Below are 24,014 nucleotides of genomic sequence, written 5' to 3'. Positions count from 1 at the left end.
CCGAGGGGCGCTGCGCGCGCTTCCGAGCAGCCGGTAATTCCGTCGCGGCGGCCGCTCGAATTCCGGTCCAGATCTGCTCGGAATTCCCTTTCCCCGCGTGCCGGCGGGAGCGCACAGCACGACAGGCGGGCCGCACCCTCCGTCCGAGGATGCGGCCCGCCTGTGGTGAGAGCGGTGGGGCAGGTGTCTCAGGTAGTCGCCTCAGTCAGCTGTCTCAGGCGGCTGCCTGGCGCTGCGGGGCGAGCGCCTTGGTGAGGGTGACCACCTCGGTGAGCATCTGCTGGAGCATCACCTCGTGGCCCGCGGCCGGAGCGAAGGTCGTGAACTGCTCGAAGTCGGTCCTGAGCGACAGGTTGACCTGGGTGTGCACGGCGGCCAGCTGGACGCCCGCGGCGATGTGCCGCAGGTGGTCGACGGCGCGGGAGCCGCTGACGTTGCTGCCGTACCCGACGAAGCCGGCGGCCTTGTTGTTCCACTCGTTGTAGACGAAGTCGATGGCGTTCTTCAGGGCGGCCGGGATCGAGCGGTTGTACTCGGGCGTCACGAAGACGAAGCCGTCCAGCGCGTCGATCTTGGCGGCCCAGGCGCGGGTGTGGTCGTGCTCGTAGTCGCCCATGCGCGGCGAGCGCGGCTCGTCGAACAGCGGGAGGTGGTAGTCGGCGATGTCGACGAGCTCGAAGTCCGCGTCCTCACGCGCACGGGCCGTCTTCTCGACCCACTCCGCGATCTGCGGTCCGACACGGCCGGGGCGGGTGGTGCCGAGGATGATGCCGATGGTGGTCATGCGTGTCTCCAGGTTCAACAGGACTCAGGGGCAAGGTCAGCAAGGTCTGCGGGATCAGCAGGGTCCGCGGGATCAGCGCGGTCGCGGGGTCGCAGGGTCGCAGGGGCAACAAGGTCAACAGAGTGCCGGAGCGCTCCGGGACAGGCGGCGGGAACCGGCCAGCCGGCGGCGACCGCTACGACCGGGCGGCCTGCGGCACGGCCAGCTCGACGGGCTGACCGGTGCGCAGCGACGCACGGGCGGCCCGGACGATCCGCAGCGTCCGCACTCCCGCCGCCCCGTCGGGCCCCGCACCACTCCCCCGGCCGGCCGCGGCGACGAACTCGCCGATCATCACCGCGCACGGATCGTCCCCGCGCGTCTCCCACCGCTCGCGGGACGTGGCCGAGTCGAATCCGCCGACCAGCCGCGGCGACGCGGTGAACTCCACGCTCCCCCGGTCCCCGACGAAGGTCATGGTCGGCCCGCCCGCGGCCGACGCGTCGTCCGCCGGGCCCCAGCTGCAGTCGATCGACACGACGGTGCCGTCCGCGTACCGCACGGTGACCAGGGCCGCGCTCTCGACGTCCGGGTCCCCGCTGAGGACGCTGTTCGCCTGCGCGTAGACCTGCTGCGCCGGTGTTCCGCCGAGCACCGCGTCCACCATGTCGAGCAGCGGCGGCGCACCCGCGTCGAGCGCACCGCTCTCCGCCGCCCGCGCACGGGCCGGACGCGGCCGGTTGTAGGCGCCGAGCACGGTCGTGAGGTCGCCGAGGACCTCCTCCTTGGCGAGTTCCTGGCGTACGGCGGCGAACGCCGGTCCGAAACAGACCGGCGAGGCGAGGCTGAGGCGTACGCCCGCCTCCTCGCAGACCCGGACCATGGCCCGGGCGTCGGCCTCGTCGGCGGCCAGCGGGTGCTCGCACAGCACGTGTGCCCCCGCTCCGGCGGCCCGCTCGACGAGGTCGCGACGGCGGTCGGTCTCGCTGGTGACGACCACGGCGTCGGGACGCAGCGCGAACACCTCGTCCCAGCTGCCCGCGTACGCCGCGCCGAGCCGCCGGGCCGTCTCCCTCCCCCGCGCCGGATCGTCGGGAGAGCCGTCGGGGTCCGCGATGACCAGTTCGACGTCCGGCAGGTCGCCGAGCAGACGGGCGTACGTGGCGGCGCGCTCATGGGCGAACGACAACACGGCGACCTTCATGCCGCGGCCTCCTTCACGGGCTTCACGGGCAGTTCCACGGCGCGGCCGGTCCACGCGGAGCGTGCCGCGGCCTGGGTGATGCGGACGGCGGCGAGTGCGTCGTGGGACACCAGGCGCGGCGGGGGTCCGCCCCGCAGTGCCTGGGCGAACTCGCGGATCTCGGCGGCGAACGGGGACTCCCCGTAGTAGCCGAGGACGCCGGCGGGACCGCCGGACACCTGGATCTCCTGGGGCCACTCGGAGTCGTGCACGATCGTGCCGCCGGTGCCCGCGACGTGGTAGGTGACGCGGATGGGCGGCTGCGGCGTGGGGGTCCACCGGCTGACGACCTGGCTGAGCGCGCCACTGGCGTGGGTGAGCACCGCGGTGCCGGTCGCGCTGGTCCCCTGCGGGGCCGGTGCGGCGATCTCGCCCTGGTAGTGGGCGTGGACGCGGACGACGTCCCCGAAGAGCCAGTAGGCGATGTCCACGCCGTGCAGCATCTGGTCCGTCAGGATGCCGCCGGATTCGGCGGAGGCGTGGCCGTCCCAGGCCCGCGGGTGGTAGCCGGCCACGGTGAACCGGGCAACTGTGCCCGCGCCCAGGCGCCCGTCGGCCGCCAGTTCGTGGAGCCGGGCGAAGGCGGGGGCGAAGCGGATGTCGTGCGCCGGGTAGAGCGGGACGCCCGCCCGGTCCGCGGCGCCGACGATCTCCTCGGCCTCGGCGACGTCGGCCGCCAGCGGCTTCTCGCAGACCACCGCCACGCCCTCGGCGATGGCGGCCAGCGCGATGTCGCGGTGGGTGCCGGTCGGCGAGCAGATGTCCACGGCGTCGGCGCCGTCCAGCGCTTCGGCCAGGGAGTCGACGGCCTTGGCGCCGAACTCGGCGGCCAGCTCCGCGGCCCTGCCGTCCTGGGAGTGGATGCGCACGGCCGCCCCGGCGCCGGTCCACGCCTCCAGATGCAGCCGCGCTATCAACCCTGCGCCGATCAGTGCTACCTCGAGCTGCCGCATGGCACCCCCCAGCCCTTCTTCCCTGTCGAACGTCTGCGCAGGGGAGCCCGAGCACCCGGAGAGGCCGCCGACGCCCCACACGTCTGAGGTCCGGTCAGTCTCGCCCCGCACCGCTCACCAGGACCATCACCAACGTGAGTAGTCCTGGCGCGACGACGGCGGGGAAGAGCGGCGGGGCGTCAGGCGTCCCGGCGCCCGGGGAGGTACTGGTCGAGCACGACGGCCAGGAACTTCGTGTGATCCGGCAGCCCCGCATCGGCCACGAGCCCGTCGATGACCCCACGCTGCGCCCGAGTCGGCTTGTACTGCAGCTGTACCGGGCCAAGACCGCGCAGATCCGTGTTGTCCGGCGCCACGGCGAACAGCTTGGACTGGAACTTGGGCGCGCGGCGAGCGTCCTCGACGACCTGGGCGAGCCCCTTCTCTACGGCCGCTTCCACGGCGAGGAACACGATCTGGGTGTGCGTCAGATCGCTCTGCTTGCGCAGCTTCCGGAAGCGGTTGGCGACGTTCGTCGACACGTAGAAGCCGACCGGCTTGGCGGTGTCCGCGTCGTTGACGGCGGGCGGCGCCTCGTCGACGGGCTCACGCGCCGGCGACGGCACGACGGCCACCGGCGCGACCGGAGCGGCCTGCACGGGGGCGGGCCGCAGCGGGGCGGCGGCGGGCGCGGAGGTCTGCGGGGTGGCCCAGCCGGCGAGCGCGTTCGACGACGCCGCTCCCCCACCACTGAACAGGTTGCCGACGCCCTCGTCGGACATCGTCTGCTCGTCGTCCTCGTCGGCGCGCGTCTTCTTGTTCTTCGGCGGTGTCATGCCGTGGCTTCCTTCCTCAGTTCGAGCGCCCTGGCGAACATCTCTTCGGTGAATCCTTCGTAGTCTGCGGCAAGCCCCTCGGCGGTCTCGGGAATCGACCGGTCGCCGTTCGCGCGCCGTTCCACGAGTTCCTGCACCAGGAGCCCCCGCTTGCGCACGAGCCGGGCCACCGACTCCGTGTGCCCGATCAGGTGCTTGAACATGTGGGCCTCCTCGCCCAGCACCTTCTGCACCTGGCGCCGCACGTCGGCGTGGATCCCCGTGTACGTGCGCCCGGTGTCGAAGAGCAGCACTCCGAGCAGCGCGATGTGCGGGTTGATCTGGCTGACGAACTTGACGTACGAGAACTCCATGCCGATCTGCGCGAGCCCGTCCTCCGCGCCCCCGTCGCTCTTGACGGGGATGACCAGCCAGCGCGACGCGGACAGCGCGAGGCGCTGCAGCGACGGGTTCTCCGGCGGGGTGTCGAGGATGATGATCTGGTACTCGTGCGCGATCGGGAGCAGGCACATCAGCAGCCGCAGGTAGGCGTGCGGGCCTTCCTTCGCGAGCAGCGTGTGGAAGAAGATCCCGAACTCGTCGCCGAGCGCAGGGCCGCCCATGACGACGTCGAGGTTCTCCCGGACGTTCCTGCGCGGCGTGAGCGGTGCGCCGGTCCGCAGCGCTTCGAGCAGCCCCGCTCCCCCGTCGTTCCACTCGGCCCGCTTGTACCCGAGCTCACGCGCGATGTTGCCCTGCGCGTTGCAGTCGATGATGAGCGTCCGCAGACCGCTGCGGGCCGCCTTTCCGGCGGCGTTCGCGGAGACGGAGGACTTGCCGACGCCGCCCTTGCCGTTGCCGAACATGAAGATGTGCGACAGCGCTTCCCAGGGGATGCCGGGCTGCTGCGCATACGCGTCAGGTGCTTCGAAGGGGCTGGCCATGGGTCCTCACTCTGGTTCAGGCCGGGACAAGATTTGCCCTATTTGAGCTGGTTTGAAGGGTCAAAAGTTCGCTCAGAACGATCCTGCGCTCCGCAGGGTGTCTCCAAGGGGTCTGGGAAGGGTCCAAAGCCGTTGGCCGAGCCCCGAAACCGGTCCCCACTCCCCCGTTCCGCAGGTCAACCGCGTACTTCGGGATGGTCGACCAGCACGTCGGACAGCGATGGCGAACGTTGTGACCCAGACCGCTCAGCACGCGTGAACCTCTGTAACCGTCCAGGCGAACCGACAAGCAAAGACACCACCTGACGCCTCCACAAGAACAGTCACCTCCAGAGCAGTTGTGTCACAAGGCCATCGGCACACTACCAGGAAGATCACCAGTCACATACACCGACACACCGTCATCCGGGCATCGGGTCAGGGAGTTGCACCAGCCGGGCAGCAGATCGCCGGTCCCCTCAGCACCCACACAGCACTGCCCGCACCCACACCAGGCGGCAGGTCACCCGCCGGTCGCGCAGCGAGTCCTACGACCGCTCCAACCGCCCCGCAACGATCCACGCACCTTCACCCACACACGACCGTTCCCACCAGTCCCCCGGCAGCCACGCACGTCAACACCCCCACAACGCACCCCGCCCACCCGCACACACCCATCCAAACGACCTACCTGGCTGTCCGCCCACCACCCACGCAAACCAGGCACCAAACCCCCGAGCACTCCCCCACGCAACTCAGCACTCCGGCTACGTGGTTGGCATCCACGCCAACTCCCGCGCCATGACACACGCCCACGAGAACCCATGCGGCCGGACCAACACCCACCCCGACACCGGCACCCGCTCACCGTCAAGCCGTACACCTGGCAGAGCGTCCCACCACCCTCCAGGCACACCACCCACTGACCGAACCAACCAGGCGTCCAACGGAGGAGCCGCCCTTCGGTTCCACTACAAGTCCAGCAGGCGGGTTTACGACTCTCCTTGCCGCTGCACTGACTTACGTTCGCGCGTGCCGTCAAGCGGCTCACGGTGCAGGCTGACAGGGGGAGAGGCAGGCGCACACTCCTACCCGACATCGAGCGGTTGCGCTGGCACGCGTACAGGTCTCCATGCAGGCAACGAGGCAGGCGGACAGCCGAGCGCGGCACCGCACCGTGAGGCGGACCAGGAGGCAAATGGCCACCCTGGCGAACGACTCCGCCGACGAGCCTGCCTACGCGCCACCCCAGACGCCCGCCTACTGCCTGACCGACAAGGCAGCCTGCAAACAGACATACATGCGGGCCTTGGTGAGGGTGTTGACGAAGGCGGTCACCCAGGCATGCACCCAGCCCTTGCCCCAAGCACCACTCCACCCCTGACACACCACCAGAGCAAACCCCTTGCAGCAAGCCGGAGTCAGGGCGGAAAGGAAGGTACATGACCACGCCTTCCCTCCTAGTTGCGCGCAAGCTTGCAGCGATGTTTGCAGTGATGTTTATTTTGCCTGGTCAGAGGCTGTTTTCTAGCTAAAGAAGCAAGGCATGAGCATAGTTGATGCGTGGTCACTCTGTCGCTCTCTTGGGGACGTGATTCCCAGGAAACGCAGCTAACCTGTCCTGATACTGCGCCACGGCTGACATCTCAGGAGACGCTTCTGATCCTCCTCCCATCGACTGTGATGGCCCGGCACGCAACGCTTGACCAGGAGGCCATCCGCCCAACAAGACACCCCGCCACCACGACAGGTCTCGCCGCCCCCGATCATCGAGTACATGCTCCGCTCCGAGACCTGCACTAGTACCCGTCACATCACTCGCGTCCGATACGGGTCCCGCCACCGAACGGAGACGGCTAACCAAGGCAGCATCGACGGACCGAACCTGGGCCACACTTCCCAGCGATCCATCAGGTACGAGCCAGGAGCCCGCAGCTCACCATCGGAACTCTTGAGTCGCTGCGTGGCTCGGCCATCAGACGGCGCTCGCGAGATCCGCTGCCAGGTGATCCGCGCCGGCGTCCAACCGGATAGCGCTCACGAACGACCCTCGCGCGACGATGCGCGTGGGGGAGTGGTGCCCCAGGAAACAACCCCCGCCTCACCACCCAAGCTGCCGTACAGAGGATTCCGTTCGAGACGCTTCTGCGGCGATTCAATCGCTGCGCCCACGCACAAAACCCGTCCCCCTCGCTTCCCCTCACTCACCATCACCCGGGCCCCCGTCACACGAGAAGCAGCCATGCCCCACATCTGCGCTCCTCCACGAACCGGCGACCGAAACAAGCTCCCTCACCCGTACGACCAGCCCGTCCTGCCAGCCATCGCCAGACGGCCCGAAGCCACCCAAGCGACACGCGTCGACGCAGAAACGGGTCCGGCCCAGCCGAGAAGTCGACACAGAGGATCAACCACGGGGCAGTCGCGGGGAACCCACATGGCGCGCGCTCGCATTCCACAGCCAACGCGCCACCAATCGCCCTCGCACCGGCCGGGGCCCGGCCAGATCTTCCGGCCATGTCACGGGGGAGAGGCAAGCAGCATCAGCGCCGATCGATGGCCCAGCACCCCGTGCTGCTCCTCACGCACCCTGCCGAGACGAGCCGACGAACCACCACGCCAACGGCCCGCCCAACCGCCGCGTCGAGTTGCCCGCCGGGCTCGCTTCATCGGGACGTCCTCGACCGGGCCTTCCTCTTCCTCATGATCACCAGTGCTCGACGCGCGACGCCCATGCGCGATTGCCTCGACCGCTCCGACCCGACACGGCAGAACTCCGTGGGTCGCTGCGCCCGCCCGTCACTCGCCGCCGTGAGGTTCTTCGTCACGAGGACAGCGACTCACCACTCAGAAGAACCGTGAACCCGGCGCAAGCAGCCGCGCCGGTACGGCTCCGCAGCACCCCACCGCGGCCCGGCAGCTCCACCCCTCGGGAGCCTGGCCGAGTCCCACACCCCGCCACCCATGCCTCAAGGACGCCGATTTCGGACCCTTGGAGCAGGAGGGCGGGGGAGTGGCCCCAGCGGAAGGGCAGCCGACGGACCACCGACCGTCTCGCACCGCACGTTCGACGACAGCGCCGGAGGAGGGTCAGAATCCCGGTTTTCGCTGCGTGCGGCGTGAGCTCTCGATCGCGCTGACAGAATTCGTTGAACTTTGCAGTACTTCGGTCCGGTGCCGGGCCATGGGCACGAGCGGGGCCAGCGTGGTGGGCTGCACCGCGCCCGCTGCGGCAGAGCCTCGCAGGAGTTCGGCGAGGTCGTGGGGGAGTGCCTGCTCGGCGGTCGGAGTCGCTGTTCTGATGCGGTCCAGCCGGAAGCCCCGGCCGGCCCGTCGGGTGCGGCACCAGGCGATGAGGTACCACCGGCCGTCGGCGGTGAGCAGTCCGGCCGGTTCCACCAGCCGGTCGCTCTCGCGGCCTTCTGCGTCGGCGTAGGAGAGTCGCAGGACCGTGTTGGTGGTGAGGGCGTGTTCCACCGCGGCGCGGACGATCGAGTCGGACGGCCTGGGCAGCGCGACGATGCGGTCGGCCAGTTCCTGGGCTGCCGAGGAGGCGGGGCCGGTCATCGAGGCCGCGACCTTCTGCGCTGCCGCGCGGGCGGCCCCGGCGTACGGGGCGGAGGAGTCGGTCGCTGCGAGAGCGACGACCAGGGCGGAGGCTTCCTCGGCGGTGAAGTGGATGGGGGGCAGGTTCATGGCCGGGTCGATCGACCAGCCCCCGCCGGGCCCCGGTGTGGTGCGCACCGGGACGCCGGTCTCCATGAGCACCTGGAGGTCACGCTGCACCGTGCGCGTGCTCACCTCGAAGCGTGCGGCGAGCGCTGCGACCGTCAGCGGCCGGGGCGCCACCACGCGCAGCTCTTCCACCAGCGCGTACAGCCGGGCCGTCCGGTTCATGCCGGCGACGCTAGCGGCCCGTGGCGGCCAGGAAGTCCCGTTCGCGGCGCTGTTCCCGTTCGGTGACGGTCAGCGGGAAGAGGGTGAAGCCGTGCATGGCGCCTGCCACGACGCCCAGTTCCACGGGAGCACCCGCGGCTTGCCACCGGGCGGCCAGGAAGAGCGAGTCGTCCAGCAGCGGGTCCCTGCTGCCGACCACGATCCGGGCCGCCGGCAGACCGGTGAGGTCGGCGAACAATGGTGAGACCTCGGGATCACGGCGCTGTTCCGCGTCCATGCCGGGGGTGGCCAGTTCATAGGTCCGTCGCAGGGTGTCCGTGTTGCTCAGCAGCTGCTCGGTGCCGAACGATCGCTGGCTGGGCGTCATCGACAGGTCGTAGGGCCCGAAGAGCAGCTGGGCGGCCCGGAAGGCGCCGGTGAGGCCTTGCCGGTCGCGCAGGCGCAGCAGCGTCACGACGCTGAGGTGGGCTCCGGCCGACTCACCGCCGATCAGCAGCCGCTCGGTGCCGAACTCGGTCGCGGCGTGCTCCACCAGCCAACGGGCGGCCGCCTCGCAGTCGTCGGGGCCGGCGGGGAAGGGGTGTTCCGGTGCGAGACGGTAGTAGACGCTGACGACGGCGAGCCTGGTCTGCTCGGCCAGGCGCCACAGCTTTACGTCCTGCCCGTCCGCGGAGCCGAACGTCCAGCCGCCTCCATGGAAGTGCAGGTACACGCCGTCCACCTGCTCCGGCACGAAGACACGTACCTTCAGCCCGCCTTCGAGGGCCCTGTCCTGGCCCTGCGACAGCCGCACAGGCGGCGTGGAGCCGCCCAGCCGTTTGCGCCGCAGAGAAGCCAGCAGAACGGCATCCAGCGGGTTCGCACGGGGCCGGTTCGCGGCCTCGGTCGCGAATTGCGTGTTGAACGCCAGGGTTTCGGCGAGGCAGTCCTCATCGGTGATCGTCATGAGTGGACCGTCGCAGCCCTCCGCGACACCCTCCTGTCACCGTTTCCACAGCCAGTGACCCACGTCACATCGCACCCAGAGCGTCCGTCACGTCCAATGTGTCCAAGGGCAGAAAGAAAAAGCAGCCTGCAGCGGAAGCGGTCCGGGGGCGCGAGGCCGTGGCCGTCGGACGGTCGCTTCAGTCGCTTCAGTAGCTGAGCTTGAGTCGCTGGGCTTCAGTCGCTGCGGAGCGGCTTGAGTCGCTGTCTTGAGTCGCTCCTCAGGGGACAGCGACTGAAGCCCAGCGACTGAGCGACGTTTCGGTCGCTGTTCAGTAGCTGGAAGAAAGCCCAGGTCAGAGGCTATGTTGGGGCTGATCAGCGACTAAAGCGACTCAACTTCCCTATATATGAAGCCATCTAGGGTTTCTCGTGTGCGTCATAGATAGAGACCTTCAGTCGCTTCAGTCGCTGTTTTGCTCTGGGCGCGCCCCTGACCTGCTCTTTCTTCAGGCTCGTTTTTCAGCTACTGAAGGTCGCTCAGTCGCTGCCCGTTTCCCCTCAGTCGCTGGCTGTGCATCAGGCTCGTTTGTCGACACGGCCAACACAGCTCTTGGGCCGTGCATCCCAGCACCGCCGGACACCTTCGCTAGGCTGTGTCTGTCGTTGAGTCGCTTCGGTCGCTGAGTAGGAGAGTTCATGTCCCCTGAACTGCGTTTTCCCCGCAGTGACTCGCGACGTCCTGCCCTCGATCCCTCAGTCGCTGCCTCACCGTTGGCCACGGCCCTGTGGTGCGCCCGCCGAGGCTGGCCCGTGCACCCGCTGTCACCGGGCCGCAAGACGCCGGCCCGCAACTGCGAGCACTGCCGCAACACCTCTCACACGCCGAGCGATTGCCCCTGCCTGCCCGCCGGTCGCTGGTGCCACGGCTTTCACGCCGCCACCCTCGATCAGCGCCGTATCCAGCGCTGGTGGGCCGCACAGCCGGATTTCGGCGTAGGGGTGGCCTGTGGGCCCGCGGGACTGGTCGTCGTCGACGTGGACGCCCACAGCGCGCCTCCTCCGGGCCGCCACCGGATCCTGCCGGGCATCCCCATCGCCGACCACATCGACCTCACCGGTCTGGCAACGGGCTACCACTCGCTGGCAGTTCTCGCCGCGCTGCGCGACCAGCCCAGCCCCGCCGAGGACGCCTCCACCCTGCGCGTCCGCACGCCCTCGGGCGGGCTGCACGTTTGGTACCGGGCCGAGGACTACCGCCGCTGGCAGTGTTCCACCGGTTCCGGTCAGGGCCGCGCCCTCGCCTGGCAGGTCGACATCCGGGCCCACGGCGGCTACATCATCGCCCCCGGCACCACGACGGCCGCGGGCACCTACACCGCCGTCGGAGAGGTCAGGGAACCGGCCGCGCTGCCCCAGTGGCTGGCCCAGGAGCTCGAGCGCACCGGACACCTCCCGGCACCGAACATCCCCGCACCCCGCCCCGTACCGCCCCGCGCCCAGCAGGCCGTCGTGGCCGCCGGAGGCGGACGCTCCCGCACCGGGAACAGCCTCGCCGCGATCCTGGCCCCGGTCGAGGAGTGCGGCCGGGTCGCCGAGGGCGCGGGCTTCTCCGACGCGCTCAACCGGGCCGCCTACACGCTGGGCGGCCTGGTCGCCGCCGACCGGCTGTCCCGCGAGTCGGCCGAGGAAGCCCTCCGTACGGCCGCGGCCGCCGCGCGCCCCGGGCAGGAACGCCGGGCGGAGCAGATCATTGCCAGCGGACTGACCGCAGGACTCAAAAGGCCCCTCCACTCCGACGGAGGATGCCCGTGACGTCGCCCACCCCAGGCAACGAGACACTCTTCGACTTCGACCCCGCCGCCGTGGCCGCCCAGATCCGCGGAGCCGGTGCCGTCCCGCTGCCCTCCCAGGCCGACGCCCCGTCATCGGACGCGCCCGCGACGGCACACGGGCTGCTCCCGGACACCCTCACGGACCGCGGCAACGCCAAACTGTTCGTGAAGCTCTACTCGAACGACTACCGGCACGTCCCCGGCATCGGCTGGTACCGCTGGGACACCACGCGCTGGCAGATCGACGAGGACGACACCGTCCTGTGGGCGGCAGGGGACCTCGCGGAGAACATCGCCCCGCACGACGCCCGCGGCCTGTTCACCACGACCGCGCTCCAACAGCACCGCCGCCGTGCCCTGTCGACGACGGGCATCAACGCGATGCTGACGCAGGCGAAGTCCGCCCCCGGCATGGTGCTGAACGCGGCCCGCCTGGACGCCGACCCGTATGCCCTGTGCACCCCGCAGGGCATCGTCGACCTGCGCACCAGCCTGATCAAGACACCGGACCCGAACAAGGACTTCCACTCCCGCTCCACCACCGTCGGCCCCCAGCACGTCAACACCCCGCGCTGGAACCGCTTCCTGGCGGACACCTTCGGCGACGACGCCGAGGGCCGGGAAATGGTCGACTTCCTGCAGCTGCTCCTCGGCTACTCCGTCACCGGAGACGTCGGCGGGCAGGTCCTGCCGTTCCTCTTCGGCTCCGGCAAGAACGGCAAATCGGTCCTCCTGGACGTCCTGATGAAGCTCCTCGGCGACTACGCCGACGCCGCCCCACCGGGCTTCCTCATGTCGCGCCCCTACGAAGGACACCCCACTGACCTCGCCGAACTGCACGGCCGGCGCGTGATCGTGTGCAGCGAGGTCAAGCACGGGGACAAGTTCGACGAGGCCCGCGTCAAGCTCCTCACCGGTGGCGACCGGATCAAAGCCCGCCGGATGCGGCAGGACTTCTTCAGTTTCCAGCCGACCCACAAACTCTGGCTCCTGGGCAACCACCGCCCCGAAGTCGGCACCGGAGGCTTCGCCTTCTGGCGCCGCATGCGGCTCATCCCCTTCGAACGCGTCGTCTCCGACGAACGAAAAATCGACAACCTCGCAGACATCCTCGTCACGGAGGAAGGTTCTGGGATCCTGGGATGGCTCATCGACGGCGCCCGCCGTTATCTGGGGGGAGAGCGGGACCTCATCGGTCCCGAGCGTGTGCGGATCGCCACGACCGCGTACGCCGAGACCGAGGACCACACCGGACGCTTCTTCGAGGAGTGCTGCACTCTGGCCCCCGACCATCGTGCCGAGCAGACAGGCCTCTACGCCGCCTACAAGGCCTGGTGCCACAATGAGGGTGCGCCCCCCATGTCCTCACGCGCTTTCGCAGCACGAGCCCGTGAGCTGGCCGGACTTGCTTCGCCCAAGGAGATGATCCTGTCCAACCAGCGCAAGTACTACCCGGGCATCGGACTGCTCACCGACGAGGAAAGGGAAGCAAGGGCATGAGCTCCCTGATCACCGAGGATGAGATCAGCCACGAGGTCGAACTCGTCTGGCTGGAAGACATCACCACTCTCGACTACGTACGCCAGAGCCTCGACCGGCTCCCGACCCGCCGCGGCCGGCCCGCCTACCACCGTGACGGACGGATGGTCGGCTACGCGCTGCTCGGCCCCAAGGCCAAGGCGTCCCGGTCCTCCGGCACGTTCCGCCGCCGCGTCTTCTGGCTGCTGCCCCACGACCGCGACAGCGCCCCCGACGGGCTCTACGCCACCGGTGCGCCCGCGGAGGCCGTGGACCCGCGCACCCTGGCCGCACGGGTCAAGGGGTACAAGACGGAGCGGTCCGAAGGCGGACCACCGTCGCAGGCCATGCAGGAACTGGACATAACGCTGCCCTCGCAGGCCTGAGGAGCGGCCGGGCACCCACCCCGCGCCGCCCGCGGTGGGAGCTCAGGCAGCGAGCTCCTCGGCGAGCAGCCCGATGCCCGGGTAGTACTTGCGCTGGTTGGACAGGACCATCCCTCTGGGCGAGGCGAGCCCCACGGTCTCCCGGATCCTCGCGGCCAGCGCCCGCGACGCGATCGGGGGGACGTCCTCGATCCGGCACCACGACCGGTACGCGGCGTGGAGCCGGGTCTGCTCGGCCCGCAGCCCGGGCCCCAGGGCGCAGCACTCCGCGAGGAAGCGCCCGGTGTGGTCCTCGGTCTCCACGTACGCGGTCGTGGCGACCCGGACCCGCTCCGGGCCGGTGAGGTCCTTCTCGCCGGACAGATAGCGACGGGCCCCCCGGACCAGCCAGTCGAGGATCCCGGGCCCCTCTTCCGTGACGAGGATGTCGGCGAGGTTGTCGATCTTCCGTTCGTCCGACACGACGCGTTCGAAGGGGATCAGCCGCATCCGGCGCCAGAACGCGAAGCCTCCCGTGCCCACCTCCGGGCGGTGGTTGCCCAGGAGCCAGAGCTTGTGGGTCGGCTGGAAACTGAAGAAGTCCTGCCGCATCCGCCGCGCCTTGATCCGGTCGCCGCCCGTCAGCGACTTCACCCGCGCCTCGTCGAACCTGTCGCCGTGCTTGACCTCGCTGCACACGATCACGCGGCGGCCGTGCAGCTCCGCCAGATCCGTCGGATGCCCCTCGCCCGGACGGGACATGAGGAAGCCCGGCGGGGCGGCGTCCGCGTAGTCGCCGAGGAGCTTCATCAGGACGTCCAGGAGGACCGATTTGCCGTTCTTGCCCGAGCCGAACAGGAACGGCAGCACCTGGCCGCCGGCATCGCCCGTGACGGAGTAGCCGAGGAGCAGCTGCAGGAAGCCGACCATCTCCCGGCCTTCGGCGTCCTCGCCGAAGGTGTCCGCCAGGAACCTTTCCCAGCGAGGTGCCGCGAGCGGCTCGGGCCCCACCGTGGTGGAGCGCGAGTGGAAGTCCTCGTTGGGGTCGGGTGTTTTGATGCGGCCGGTCCGCAGGTCGACGATCCCGCGCGGCGTGCACAGGGCGTACGGGTCCGCGTCCAGGCGCGCGGCGTTCAGCACCATGCCAGGAGCCGACTTCGCCTGCGCCAGCATCGCGTGGATGCCCGTCGTGCTCAGCGCCCGGCAACGGTGCTGCCACAGCGCGGCATCGGAGTACAGGCCGCGAGGGTCGGAGGCGGCCATCGCCTCCGCGAGGTCCCCGGCCGCCCACAACACCGCGTCGTCCTCGTCGATCTGCCAGCGCGTCGAGTCCCAGCGGTACCAGCCGAGCCCGGGGACGTGCCGGTAGTCGTTCGAGTAGAGCTGCACGAACAGCTTCGCGCTGCCGCGGTCCGTGAGGCTCTCCGGAAGGATGGTGTGCGCCGAGCCCGGCACGATCGTCTCGTTGCGGCGTGAGGTCATGCGCGGCCCGCACCCCGGGTCGCTGGTCCGACCGATTCGCGCAGAGTCGTTTCGGCATGCGGGGGAGCGACCCAGGCGTGTCCTGAGTCGCTGGGTCTTCCTCGCAGCTCAGAAGCCATGTGCATCCCCCAGCCAGCGATCCGAGCGACTCAAGCGACTCAGTACTCGGCTCACACTAGCGATACGGATGTGGCGGCATGGGCGGTTCGGGCAAGGTTCTGGTGTGATCGTTATATGGTGCATATCGGCCATGTGTGATCAGAGTTGAGCGACCGGACCACGGTGGGCAGCGACTGAAGCGACTCAGTTTCCTGTACGAGGTGACGAGCGCGGGGCAGGATGGTGCCGCCTGTTCGAGTCCAGCGTCGCTTCAGTCGCTGATCCCTCCTGGTGAGCCTCAGCATCAGCAAGCTTCAGCCCCACAAGATACCTACCACCCGGTTTGGTTTTCAAGGGTGTTGCGCCGGAGGATCAGGGTGGCGGATGCGGCGGCTGACGCGATTCCAGGGAGGATCATAGGCCGTCCACAGGGTCCGCTGTCGGCCGGGCGCGAGCGCTCCTCAAGCGGATGGGCTGCGATTTTCCGTGCAGGATAGGGGAATTGGCCATTCCGCACGGCGAGGGTGGCTGATTGTCGGCGCGCGGGGAGCCGATCCGATCCTCAGGAGGTTGAGGCGGAGCGGCCGTTGCGAAGAACCGTCCAACCGGTATATTTTTCCGGTCTGCAGCGGCGTGGTCACACACGGCAAGTGACCCGCCTGCCCGGGCATAGGGGGAAAATGTGACGGGGAACGACAAAGAGCCGCAGGTCGTCATCGTGGGGGGCGGGCCCGTGGGTCTGGTTCTGGCCGCGGAGCTGGCGGGGTTCGGAATACGCACCGTAGTCCTGGAGGCCAGGACGGAGGTGTCCCGGAGGCCCAAGGCCACCACCCTGCACGCCCGGACGGTGCAGTGCCTCCAGCGGCGCGGGCATCTGCCCGCACGCGTCGGGCCCCCGGCCGCCACGCACCGGTCGAGCCCGTTCCACTTCGCCGGGATGTCCGGGCTCACCATCACGGCGCCCGCCACCGAGCCCGAGCCGCTGCTGAAGTGCCCGCAGGAGGACCTCGAACGGCACTTCGAGGAGCGGGCCCTGGCCGCCGGTGCGCGCATCCTGCGGGACCACCGCGTGACCGCGGTCCAGCCGTCACGGGACGCGGTGCACATCGAGGCGGAGGGGCCGTCGGGGCGGCTGTCCTGCACGGCCGACTACGTGGTGGGCGCGGACGGCGCACGCAGCACGGTCCGCGAGCACGCGGGCATCGGCTCCCAGTCGTTCCCGGCCACGATCTCCGCGCTGGCCGGCGACGTCCGGCTGGCCGACGAGGGCGCGCTGCGGCCGGGCTGGCACCGCACGCCGCGCGGCTGGGTCATCGTGAAGGACGCGGGCGGGGGAGTCGTGCGGCTGCGCACCCTGAACTGCTCGGGACCGCACCCCGCGCGCCATCTGCCGGTCACCCTGGCCGAGTTCCGGCACGAGGTCTCCTGGCTCGTCGACCGGGACGTCGCGATGGCGGAGCCCGAGTGGCTGAGCCGGTTCAGCGACTTCTCCCGGCTGGCCTCCGCCTATCGCGCGGGGCGGATCCTGCTGGCCGGCGACGCGGCGCACGTGCACTTCCCGATCGGCGGCCAGGGGCTGAGCACCGGTCTGCTGGACGGCCTCAACCTGGGCTGGAAGCTCGCGCTCGCGGTCCGCGGCGACGCGAGCGACGGGCTGCTCGACACCTACGAGCAGGAGCGCCGTCCCGCCGCCCGGCGGATCATCGACAACGCACGGGCCCAACTCGCCCTGATGCGCCCGGGAACCGAGTTCGACCCCCTGCGCGACATGTTCGCCGGGATGCTGACGGAGGGGCCCTTCGGGGACGCCCTCGCGTCGATGGTCAGTGCGCAGGACACCGTCCTGCCGTCACTCACCCCGCGCCCGTCCCGCTGGGAGGGCACGTTCCTCAGCAACGCCGTCGTCGAGACCGCCGGCGGGCGCACCGACGTGATCGGCCTGCTGCGCGACGGGCGTCCGCTGCTGCTGCTCTCCGGCACCGACCGCGAGGGCCACCGGCGGCAGGCCGGGCCGTGGCAGGACCAGCTCCACGTGGTCCAGGTGGAGGCGACGCCCGCACTGCCGTGCGACGCGCTGCTGGTCAGGCCCGACGGGTACATCGCCTGGTCGTCAGGCGGGGATGCGCTGCCGAGCGCTCTGGCCGTCTACTTCGGCGAGAGGGGGAGGGCCAGGCGTCCCGCTCCGCACGGTGCGGCGGGACGCGATCTGGCCGACGCCCTCAGCTGACGTGAGCCGGCTCCTGGGGTTCGACCGCCTCCACCATGCGGGCGACGAACTCGCCCCGGTCCGCGCCGAGTTCGACACTCGTCAGCACGGACGGATGCGCCACGCTGGGCAGCAGGTGGCGCAGCATCGCGGAGACCCGGATCAGCAGGTCGTTGTGGTCGCACATGGCCTGCGACATGGCCTGCACACCGGCGAAGGCACCCACGGTGACGTCCGCTGTCTCCGTGATCACCACCTGGGGGAGCAGCTCGCCCTGCTCCTGGGCCTCGGTGAGCAGGGTCCTGACTATCTGGGACCAGCGCACGAACGGCCCGCTCCGGTCGAGGCCGTGGGCCTGCTGATCGAGCGACAGCCGGACACCCGCCCGCACCATCGGGTCGGTCTGCAGCCGGTAGGCGTGCAGCATCACGGTGTCGATGAGCTGCTGGACCTTGCAGGCCTGGTCCTGGACCGCCGCCTGCTGATCCTGCTCGTAGAGCACCCCCTGGGCCAGGTGCTCCTTGGAGGGGAAGTGGAAGTACAGGGCCCCCTTGGTGACGCCGGCCGTCTTGAGGATCTCGCTGATCGTCGCTGCCTGGAAGCCACGCTCCTCGAAGACCTTGGCCGCAGCGGAAAGAATCACCCTCCGTGTGCGGATGGCTCGGTCTTGCTTTGCCATGAAGGTCTCTTTCAGTCGATGGATCTACCGTCAATAAAAACCGTCCAGTGGGTATCTTACTGCTTGATGGCCGGATGCGGCCCATGTGTCCGAGGGAAGAGACGCCTGACCGGCGTCCGTGGTCGGGGGAGGGGACCTGATGATTCTGGTGACGGGAGCGACGGGGACGGTGGGGCGGGAGGTGGCCCGGCGGTTGCCCGACGGGCTGCGGGTCCGTCTGATGACCAGGAACCCCGCCAAGGTGACGGTGAAGGGGGAGACCACGGAGGCCGTGGCCGCCGACTACGGCGACCCGCGGTCGCTGGAGCGGGCGCTGCACGGGGTGAGCGCGGCGCTCGTCATCACCAACCGGGTGGGCGGCGACGACGACCGGGAGTTCGTCCGTGCCGCGCGGGAGGCCGGCGTACGGCGGCTGGTGAAGGTGTCGGCCGCGGCCGTGCTCGACCCGGACGCCGTCGACCTCATCACCCGGTGGCAGCGCACGACCGAGGAGCTGGTGCGCACCTCCGGTCTGGAGTGGACGCTGCTGCGGCCGCGCGCCTTCATGAGCAACACGCTCTCCTGGGCGGCGTCCATCCGGTCCGAAGGGGTCGTCAGGGCGCTGTACGGGACGTCGGCGAGCGCCTGCGTCGACCCGCGGGACATCGCCGAGGTCGCGGTGCGGGCGCTGACCGAGGACGGGCACGCGGGCCAGGCGTACACGGTGACCGGCCCCGAGCCGATCACCCCCGCCGAGCAGACCGAGCAGCTCGCCCAGGTGCTCGGTCTGCCGCTGCGGTTCGAGGAGTTGACGCCCGAGCAGGCCCGCGCGGGTCTCGCCGAGCGGTACCCGGCGCCGATCGTCGAGGCGCTGCTCGGCAGTGCGCGGCGGCAGCTGGCCGGGGCGAAGTCGGCCGTTGACGGCACCGTGGGTTCACTGACCGGCCGTCCCGCGATCACTTTCCGGAAGTGGGCCGAGGACTATCGCAACGCCTTTTCCATCGAGCCCGGTTTGTGACCGTGAACGCAAAGGGGGAACGGGGATATTCGTCGACCGCGGTGACTCCGGCACATGACAAGGACCCCGGAATCGGACTTCGCGATTCCGGGGTCCTTGTCATTCCGTTCTCAGACGGGAAGAGCCTCCATCGTCACCACGGAAGTGAAGGCGAGTTCGTCGTTCTGCCGGGCGGTTACCAGGACCCGCGCACCATCGCCGGGAATGATCTCCGCCTCGATGAAACAGGGCTCGTCCAACTCGATGTAGCGCGAGAACTCGCTTGCGAAAGCGACAGGCCGAAAGGGGGCGCCCATGAGGGAGATCGAGGCCTGCCTGGCGGCTTCGAGGAGCGTCATTCCCGGAACGTGATCGACGGGGTGCTCGAAGAGAATCGGATGCCGGGTGTCCACCCGCAGCTGCCACCGGTCGTCGCGCGGGGTGGCGGACAGGACGACGTCCATGGGGGACACCCGGCCGACGCCCTGCGGTGCCGTCGGAGCGGTGAGGGGCAGCGGGCGGACGGTGTCCGTCACCCGGCCGCCGCGCACCCGGCGGTAGACCCTGGGGGGCATGCAGGTGAAGCTGGCGCCGCCGGTCGCGGCCACCTGGCCGTCGCGGCGGACCACGACCTCGTACCGGAAGCCGGCCAGCGCGTTGTTGCGCCGCTTGACGTCGTGGCAGGTGACGTCCATGTCGAGGGACGCGGGAGCGCCGCCGACCGTCATGTGCGCCGGGTGCGTCTCGAGCTTGAGGTCCCACATGACGAACTGGAAGTCGAGCGGAACGTCGAACTCCGCGTGGGCGAGCAGCGACCCGACCTGGCGGATCGTCTCTGCGCTGATCAACGGGTCGTGGCAGCCGGCCGAGGGCGTGAAGAAGGCGTGCCCTCTCGGCCACTGGGCCGCGACGGAGAAGTGCAGGTCATCCTTGCGAATCCAGTCCGTCAGCATCACCTCGGCCACGCCCGCACGGTGGACGAATTCCTTGGGGACCGTGGTGGTCAGCTTGGAATAACGCGGCAGATCGACGGAACTGGTGGAGATCGTCAGGCCGTTCGCACTGTGCGCCGTACCGGGTATCGCGCGGGTCATACGGAAGGTCTCAGTGGACACGGATTCCCCCTGGCTTCGCGGTTTTTGGGGCCCGAAGTGGAGCCCGCCGTAAAGATACATACCATCCGGTTTAATTTCCAGACGTTCCGCGGTGATCGTGTGGACGAGGTTCCGCCTTGCCCGGCGACACTCTCCGTGACCAGGGAGTTGGCCGGAGTTGATGTTGATAGGACCTTATGCGATTCCCGGAGACCTCAAGCGACTTCATAGCGACTCTCGAGCGCGCGGGCGCACCGTCGGTTCAAAGCGGACCGAAGGGAGCGTGGGACGGATGCGTGACGAGGAGTGCGTGCTGCGGGTGGAGCGCGGCCAAGCGGAGCCTGACGAACTGGCCGCCATCGCCGCGGTGTTGATCGCCCGCAGCAGGGCGCTGCGGAGCCGGGCGGAGACGGCCGCCGCACGGCGCCCGCGGGTGCGCAGATCGGCACCGGCCTACTCGGCCCCGGGGAGCTGGCGCTGACCGGCTGACCAGGTGATAAGACAGAAAGATGTCGCAGCCACCTATAAACCGCATGGGCGGTTTGTTAAAGTCATCCTGCGACCCTGGGTGCGACCTCCTCGGGCTGGTCGCAGGAAGGGACTGGAGTGATATGGCGATGGTGACTGCCCCGCCACCGAAACCGCAGCCCAGTGGGGCTCGTGGGCGTACGGCAGAGCTGCACGCGATCCGTGCCCAGGCGCTGGCCGGGCCCAGTGAGAAGGCGACCGAGGCCCAGCACGCGAAGGGCAAGCTGACGGCGCGCGAGCGCATCGAGCTGCTCCTGGACGAGGGGTCGTTCAACGAGGTCGAGCAGTTGCGCCGGCACCGGGCGGTCGGCTTCGGCCTGGAGGCCAAGAAGCCGTACACGGACGGTGTGATCACCGGCTGGGGCACGGTCGAGGGCCGTACGGTCTTCGTGTACGCGCACGACTTCCGGATCTTCGGCGGTGCGCTGGGCGAGGCCCACGCGACGAAGATCCACAAGATCATGGACATGGCCATCGCGGCCGGTGCCCCGCTGGTGTCGCTGAACGACGGTGCGGGTGCGCGGATCCAGGAGGGCGTCTCGGCGCTCGCCGGGTACGGCGGGATCTTCCAGCGCAACACCAAGGCGTCGGGTGTCATCCCGCAGATCAGCGTGATGCTGGGCCCGTGCGCGGGCGGCGCCGCCTACAGCCCGGCGCTCACCGACTTCGTGTTCATGGTCCGTGAGACGTCGCAGATGTTCATCACCGGTCCTGACGTGGTCAAGGCGGTCACCGGCGAGGAGATCACCCAGAACGGGCTCGGCGGCGCCGACGTCCACGCGGAGACCTCCGGCGTGTGTCACTTCGCCTACGACGACGAAGAGACCTGCATCGCCGAAGTCCGGTATCTCCTCTCCCTGCTCCCGCAGAACAACCTCGACACCCCGCCCGTGGTCCGCGGCGACGACGCGGCCGACCGGCGCACCGAGGTGCTGCTCGACCTGGTCCCGGTCGAGGGGAACAGGCCCTACGACATGACCGAGGTCATCGCCGAACTCGTCGACGACGGCGACTACCTCGAAGTGCACGAGCGCTGGGCGCGCAACATCATCTGCGCCCTGGCCCGCCTCGACGGCCAGGTCGTCGGCATCGTCGCCAACCAACCCCATGTCCTGGCAGGGGTGCTGGACATCGAGGCGAGCGAGAAGGCCGCCCGCTTCGTCCAGATGTGCGACTCCTTCAACATCCCCCTCGTCACCTTGCTGGACGTGCCCGGCTTCCTGCCGGGTGTGGACCAGGAGCACGGCGGGATCATCCGGCACGGTGCGAAGCTGCTGTACGCCTACTGCAACGCCACGGTGCCGCGGATCTCGCTGATCCTGCGCAAGGCGTACGGAGGTGCGTACATCGTCATGGACTCGCAGTCCATCGGCGCCGACCTCACCTACGCCTGGCCGACGAACGAGATCGCCGTGATGGGCGCCGAGGGCGCCGCCAACGTGATCTTCCGCCGGCAGATCGCCGGGGCCGAGGACCCCGAGGCCATGCGCGCCCGCATGGTCAAGGAGTACAAGTCCGAACTCATGCACCCGTACTACGCGGCCGAGCGCGGCCTCGTCGACGACGTCATCGACCCCGCCGAGACCCGAGAGGTGCTCATCAAGTCCCTGGCGATGTTACGGACCAAACACGCGGATCTGCCGTCCCGGAAGCACGGCAACCCCCCTCAGTAGCCCCCCTCACCCCCCGCACCCCCACGCACCCCCCGCATCACCACGGCGGTCGTAGACACGTTGCCCGCCGACGGCCACAGGAGAAGTTGAATGGTCAAGCAGGAACGTGCGGTGCGCACGAGGAAGTCGCTGATCGACGCCGCGGCCGCGGTGTTCGCGGAGGAGGGCTACGTGCCCTCCTCGCTCGCGACGATCAGCAAGCGGGCAGGTGTCAGCAGCGGAGCGCTGCACTTCCACTTCGAGAACAAGAAGGCGCTCGCCCAGGCGGTCGAGGAAGCGGCCACCGACGTGATCCACGAGCTCGTGCGGCTCTCGGGGAGCGCGTCGACGAGTGCCCTGCAGGCACTCGTCGACGCGACGCACCGGCTGGTGGCCTGTCTCTCCGACGACATCGTCGTCCGGGCCGGGTTCGACCTCAGCGCCGAACGCGCGCTGGGGGCCGACGCCGGACTGGTGCAGACCTGGCAGGCCTGGGTGGAGGAGACGCTCCACCGCGCCGAGGCGGAGGGACACCTGGCTCCCGGCGTGTCACCGGACGTCGCCGCCGCCGCGGTCGTGGCGGTGACCGTCGGCATCGAGGTGCTGGCCGGGGGAGACCCGCAGTGGCTCGCCGAGCGGCGGATCGCCGGGTTCTGGGAGCTGCTGCTGCCCGGCCTCGCACCCGAGCACGTCCTGGTGTCCGCCCTGCCCCGCAGCGGGTGAGGGCGGCACCGTTCAACGCGCCCGCGACGGCAGCCGGTTGTCCAGCGTGAGGGCGGTGCAGCGCACCCCGCCACCCCCCTTGCGCAGCTCGGTGGTGTCGAGCTCGACCACGTCGAGGCCGCGCTCGCGCAGCGTGTCGCGAAGGCGCGGCGCGCCCGTGGTCATGGTCACCGTCGAGCCGTCGCTGATCATGTTCAGGGCGAACGTGCTCGCCTCCTCGACGCTCACCTCGACCAGATCGAGGCCCAGGTCGCGCAGGCGCTGACCGCTCGGGGCGTCCAGCGCCTGCGGGCAGTACGCGACCGTGCGCGCGTCGATCACCGCGAGCGCGAGGTCCAGGTCGTACCACTGCTCACTGGTCGTGCGCAGCGGCACCACCTCGTACCCGAGCACATCGGCCAGCACCCCGTGCATCCGGCGGTCGGTGCGCTGCCCGTACCCCGCGAACAGCAGCGATCCGCACGGCAGTGCGTCGCCCTGGCCGCTGAAGTCGTACGGCGCGTCCAGCACGTCGAAGCCACGGCCCCTGAGCCAGGCCCGGAAGTGCGGGATCTCGGGGCGGCGGGCGGCCGGCGGCGCGCCGAGGACCGCGCGGCGGTCGCTCACGAAGGCCCCGTTGGCCGTGTACACCATGTCCGGGCACTCCCGCGCGGACTCCATGCGCGTGACGATCCGGCCGGCCGCGACGTGCGCCTTCTCGATGGCCTCGTGCTCGGCGAGGACGGCCAGGCTGTCCGGCTGGATGCCGGTGTCCATGTACGGGTTGATGACGTAGTCGATGCGGAAATGCGTGGCATCGCACATCAGCAGTTCCGAGTTCAAAGAGGCCTCCAGAAGGCTTGCGGCGCACGGGGCCGGGAGTCGGCCGTCAATTTCCTTGCCTGCCACGGGAGTTCGCGCTCGTGACGGACGGCGAGTATCGCCAGACCGCGGAGCGCCCTTCAACGGACCCGATCACCCGGTGCCGTCCCGCCGGCGGGACAGCCCACGCGGCCGCGCCGCGCGTGATGAACTGGCGGCGGGGGAGGCGTCGCCCGCTGTACCGGGACTCAGGCACCCTTCGAGAGCGCGGGCGCACAGTAGTGCTCGGCGGCGAACCCGCCTCGCGGCCCGTCCTCCTCATTCCCCCGTCAGGAGGGCGGGCCACGCCCACCTCGTTCCGTCCGCATTCGGTGCGTGTTCAGCCCGTATTCACCCGTGGATCTCCGTGCCCGCGCGGTCCTTCGGCTGAGGCCCGATCGGGGAGCGCTCCAGCGGCGCTGGAGGAATCGGGCGCGCCGCGCCACCGCCGCTACCTTGCTGAGCAGGGCGAAAGCGTTTCGCTGCGTGAGCGTGAGAGGGGGTAGGGGCCCCGCCCCGG

At 69.8% G+C, this 24,014-nt stretch carries 19 protein-coding genes; 8 read left to right on the top strand and 11 right to left on the bottom strand.

The genetic code is table 11. The annotated features are described in order from the left end of the window. Positions 1 to 214: 214 nt before the first annotated feature. From RBJ77_RS58675 to RBJ77_RS58645, 7 genes are all read right to left on the bottom strand, one after another. Entirely contained in the window at positions 215 to 784 is a 570-nt protein-coding gene (locus tag RBJ77_RS58675) for an NADPH-dependent FMN reductase (RefSeq protein WP_372352419.1), read from the bottom strand. A gap of 175 nt (positions 785 to 959) precedes the next feature. Then, the gene (locus RBJ77_RS58670; RefSeq protein ID WP_372352418.1) at positions 960 to 1,967 is read right to left on the bottom strand and encodes a Gfo/Idh/MocA family protein; all 1,008 of its coding nucleotides are present in this window, start codon (positions 1,965 to 1,967) and stop codon (positions 960 to 962) included. After that, positions 1,964 to 2,959, bottom strand: coding sequence for a Gfo/Idh/MocA family protein (locus RBJ77_RS58665; RefSeq protein WP_372352417.1), 996 nt, complete (start codon positions 2,957 to 2,959; stop codon positions 1,964 to 1,966). The genes RBJ77_RS58670 and RBJ77_RS58665 overlap by 4 nt, the downstream gene beginning before the upstream one ends. A 179-nt stretch (positions 2,960 to 3,138) precedes the next feature. Further along, complete coding sequence (locus tag RBJ77_RS58660) at positions 3,139 to 3,774, bottom strand: hypothetical protein (RefSeq protein WP_255981783.1); 636 nt, start codon at positions 3,772 to 3,774, stop codon at positions 3,139 to 3,141. Beyond that, positions 3,771 to 4,697, bottom strand: a complete 927-nt coding sequence (locus RBJ77_RS58655; RefSeq protein WP_372352416.1) for a ParA family protein — start codon at positions 4,695 to 4,697, stop codon at positions 3,771 to 3,773. Before RBJ77_RS58655 ends, RBJ77_RS58660 begins: the two co-directional genes overlap by 4 nt. Before the next feature lie 3,069 nt (positions 4,698 to 7,766). Next, on the bottom strand, positions 7,767 to 8,573 hold the full coding sequence (locus RBJ77_RS58650; RefSeq protein ID WP_372352415.1) for a helix-turn-helix transcriptional regulator: 807 nt from the start codon (positions 8,571 to 8,573) through the stop codon (positions 7,767 to 7,769). A gap of 10 nt (positions 8,574 to 8,583) precedes the next feature. Then, positions 8,584 to 9,519 carry an alpha/beta hydrolase gene (locus RBJ77_RS58645; protein WP_372352414.1) on the bottom strand — a complete coding sequence of 312 codons (936 nt, stop codon included), beginning with the start codon at positions 9,517 to 9,519 and terminating at the stop codon, positions 8,584 to 8,586. Between the two features lie 791 nt (positions 9,520 to 10,310). On the opposite strand from RBJ77_RS58645, the gene RBJ77_RS58640 reads away from it, so the two are divergent. Genes RBJ77_RS58640 through RBJ77_RS58630 form a run of 3 tightly spaced genes read left to right on the top strand, consistent with a single transcriptional unit; the run spans position 10,311 to position 13,236 of the window. Continuing rightward, positions 10,311 to 11,312: a bifunctional DNA primase/polymerase gene (locus RBJ77_RS58640; protein ID WP_372352413.1), complete on the top strand. Its 1,002-nt coding sequence runs from the start codon at positions 10,311 to 10,313 to the stop codon at positions 11,310 to 11,312. Further along, the gene (locus tag RBJ77_RS58635) at positions 11,309 to 12,832 is read left to right on the top strand and encodes a phage/plasmid primase, P4 family (RefSeq protein ID WP_372352412.1); all 1,524 of its coding nucleotides are present in this window, start codon (positions 11,309 to 11,311) and stop codon (positions 12,830 to 12,832) included. The genes RBJ77_RS58640 and RBJ77_RS58635 overlap by 4 nt, the downstream gene beginning before the upstream one ends. After that, a complete protein-coding gene (locus RBJ77_RS58630; RefSeq protein WP_372352411.1) occupies positions 12,829 to 13,236 on the top strand; it encodes a DUF6009 family protein in 408 nt (135 codons plus the stop codon). The genes RBJ77_RS58635 and RBJ77_RS58630 overlap by 4 nt, the downstream gene beginning before the upstream one ends. A gap of 42 nt (positions 13,237 to 13,278) precedes the next feature. On the opposite strand, the gene RBJ77_RS58625 is transcribed toward RBJ77_RS58630, so the two are convergent. After that, complete coding sequence (locus tag RBJ77_RS58625) at positions 13,279 to 14,697, bottom strand: phage/plasmid primase, P4 family (RefSeq protein ID WP_372352410.1); 1,419 nt, start codon at positions 14,695 to 14,697, stop codon at positions 13,279 to 13,281. Positions 14,698 to 15,478: 781 nt separating this feature from the next. On the opposite strand from RBJ77_RS58625, the gene RBJ77_RS58620 reads away from it, so the two are divergent. Beyond that, positions 15,479 to 17,023, top strand: a complete 1,545-nt coding sequence (locus tag RBJ77_RS58620) for an FAD-dependent monooxygenase (protein ID WP_372352409.1) — start codon at positions 15,479 to 15,481, stop codon at positions 17,021 to 17,023. On the opposite strand, the gene RBJ77_RS58615 is transcribed toward RBJ77_RS58620, so the two are convergent. Beyond that, positions 17,016 to 17,681 carry a ScbR family autoregulator-binding transcription factor gene (locus tag RBJ77_RS58615; RefSeq protein WP_372352408.1) on the bottom strand — a complete coding sequence of 222 codons (666 nt, stop codon included), beginning with the start codon at positions 17,679 to 17,681 and terminating at the stop codon, positions 17,016 to 17,018. The two genes, RBJ77_RS58620 and RBJ77_RS58615, sit on opposite strands and share 8 nt — an antisense overlap. A 139-nt stretch (positions 17,682 to 17,820) precedes the next feature. Here RBJ77_RS58615 and RBJ77_RS58610 point away from each other — a divergent pair, with 139 nt between their 5' ends. Next, complete coding sequence (locus tag RBJ77_RS58610; protein ID WP_372352407.1) at positions 17,821 to 18,678, top strand: SDR family oxidoreductase; 858 nt, start codon at positions 17,821 to 17,823, stop codon at positions 18,676 to 18,678. A gap of 110 nt (positions 18,679 to 18,788) precedes the next feature. Here RBJ77_RS58610 and RBJ77_RS58605 read toward each other — a convergent pair whose 3' ends face one another. Next, a complete protein-coding gene (locus tag RBJ77_RS58605) occupies positions 18,789 to 19,772 on the bottom strand; it encodes a ScbA/BarX family gamma-butyrolactone biosynthesis protein (protein WP_372352406.1) in 984 nt (327 codons plus the stop codon). 271 nt (positions 19,773 to 20,043) lie between these two features. On the opposite strand from RBJ77_RS58605, the gene RBJ77_RS58600 reads away from it, so the two are divergent. From RBJ77_RS58600 to RBJ77_RS58590, 3 genes are all read left to right on the top strand, one after another. Further along, entirely contained in the window at positions 20,044 to 20,232 is a 189-nt protein-coding gene (locus RBJ77_RS58600; protein ID WP_372352405.1) for an acyl-CoA carboxylase epsilon subunit, read from the top strand. Positions 20,233 to 20,368: 136 nt separating this feature from the next. Continuing rightward, a complete protein-coding gene (locus RBJ77_RS58595) occupies positions 20,369 to 21,952 on the top strand; it encodes an acyl-CoA carboxylase subunit beta (protein ID WP_372352478.1) in 1,584 nt (527 codons plus the stop codon). Positions 21,953 to 22,042: 90 nt separating this feature from the next. Beyond that, a complete protein-coding gene (locus RBJ77_RS58590) occupies positions 22,043 to 22,654 on the top strand; it encodes a ScbR family autoregulator-binding transcription factor (RefSeq protein WP_372352404.1) in 612 nt (203 codons plus the stop codon). 12 nt (positions 22,655 to 22,666) lie between these two features. On the opposite strand, the gene RBJ77_RS58585 is transcribed toward RBJ77_RS58590, so the two are convergent. Then, positions 22,667 to 23,476 carry a dimethylarginine dimethylaminohydrolase family protein gene (locus tag RBJ77_RS58585; protein ID WP_372352403.1) on the bottom strand — a complete coding sequence of 270 codons (810 nt, stop codon included), beginning with the start codon at positions 23,474 to 23,476 and terminating at the stop codon, positions 22,667 to 22,669. Positions 23,477 to 24,014: the final 538 nt, after the last annotated feature.

Origin of the sequence: Streptomyces sp. KL116D (assembly GCF_030766975.1) — a bacterium.
Taxonomy (GTDB): domain Bacteria; phylum Actinomycetota; class Actinomycetes; order Streptomycetales; family Streptomycetaceae; genus Streptomyces; species Streptomyces longispororuber_A.
This window is presented reverse-complemented; position numbering and strand designations above follow the sequence as displayed.

Coding starts and splice junctions, on each gene's coding strand:
- RBJ77_RS58675 (WP_372352419.1), bottom strand. CDS start 784: ATGACCACCATCGGCATCATCCTCGGCACCACCCGCCCCGGCCGTGTC.
- RBJ77_RS58670 (WP_372352418.1), bottom strand. CDS start 1,967: ATGAAGGTCGCCGTGTTGTCGTTCGCCCATGAGCGCGCCGCCACGTAC.
- RBJ77_RS58665 (WP_372352417.1), bottom strand. CDS start 2,959: ATGCGGCAGCTCGAGGTAGCACTGATCGGCGCAGGGTTGATAGCGCGG.
- RBJ77_RS58660 (WP_255981783.1), bottom strand. CDS start 3,774: ATGACACCGCCGAAGAACAAGAAGACGCGCGCCGACGAGGACGACGAG.
- RBJ77_RS58655 (WP_372352416.1), bottom strand. CDS start 4,697: ATGGCCAGCCCCTTCGAAGCACCTGACGCGTATGCGCAGCAGCCCGGC.
- RBJ77_RS58650 (WP_372352415.1), bottom strand. CDS start 8,573: ATGAACCGGACGGCCCGGCTGTACGCGCTGGTGGAAGAGCTGCGCGTG.
- RBJ77_RS58645 (WP_372352414.1), bottom strand. CDS start 9,519: ATGACGATCACCGATGAGGACTGCCTCGCCGAAACCCTGGCGTTCAAC.
- RBJ77_RS58630 (WP_372352411.1), top strand. CDS start 12,829: ATGAGCTCCCTGATCACCGAGGATGAGATCAGCCACGAGGTCGAACTC.
- RBJ77_RS58625 (WP_372352410.1), bottom strand. CDS start 14,697: ATGACCTCACGCCGCAACGAGACGATCGTGCCGGGCTCGGCGCACACC.
- RBJ77_RS58615 (WP_372352408.1), bottom strand. CDS start 17,681: ATGGCAAAGCAAGACCGAGCCATCCGCACACGGAGGGTGATTCTTTCC.
- RBJ77_RS58610 (WP_372352407.1), top strand. CDS start 17,821: ATGATTCTGGTGACGGGAGCGACGGGGACGGTGGGGCGGGAGGTGGCC.
- RBJ77_RS58600 (WP_372352405.1), top strand. CDS start 20,044: ATGCGTGACGAGGAGTGCGTGCTGCGGGTGGAGCGCGGCCAAGCGGAG.
- RBJ77_RS58595 (WP_372352478.1), top strand. CDS start 20,369: ATGGTGACTGCCCCGCCACCGAAACCGCAGCCCAGTGGGGCTCGTGGG.
- RBJ77_RS58590 (WP_372352404.1), top strand. CDS start 22,043: ATGGTCAAGCAGGAACGTGCGGTGCGCACGAGGAAGTCGCTGATCGAC.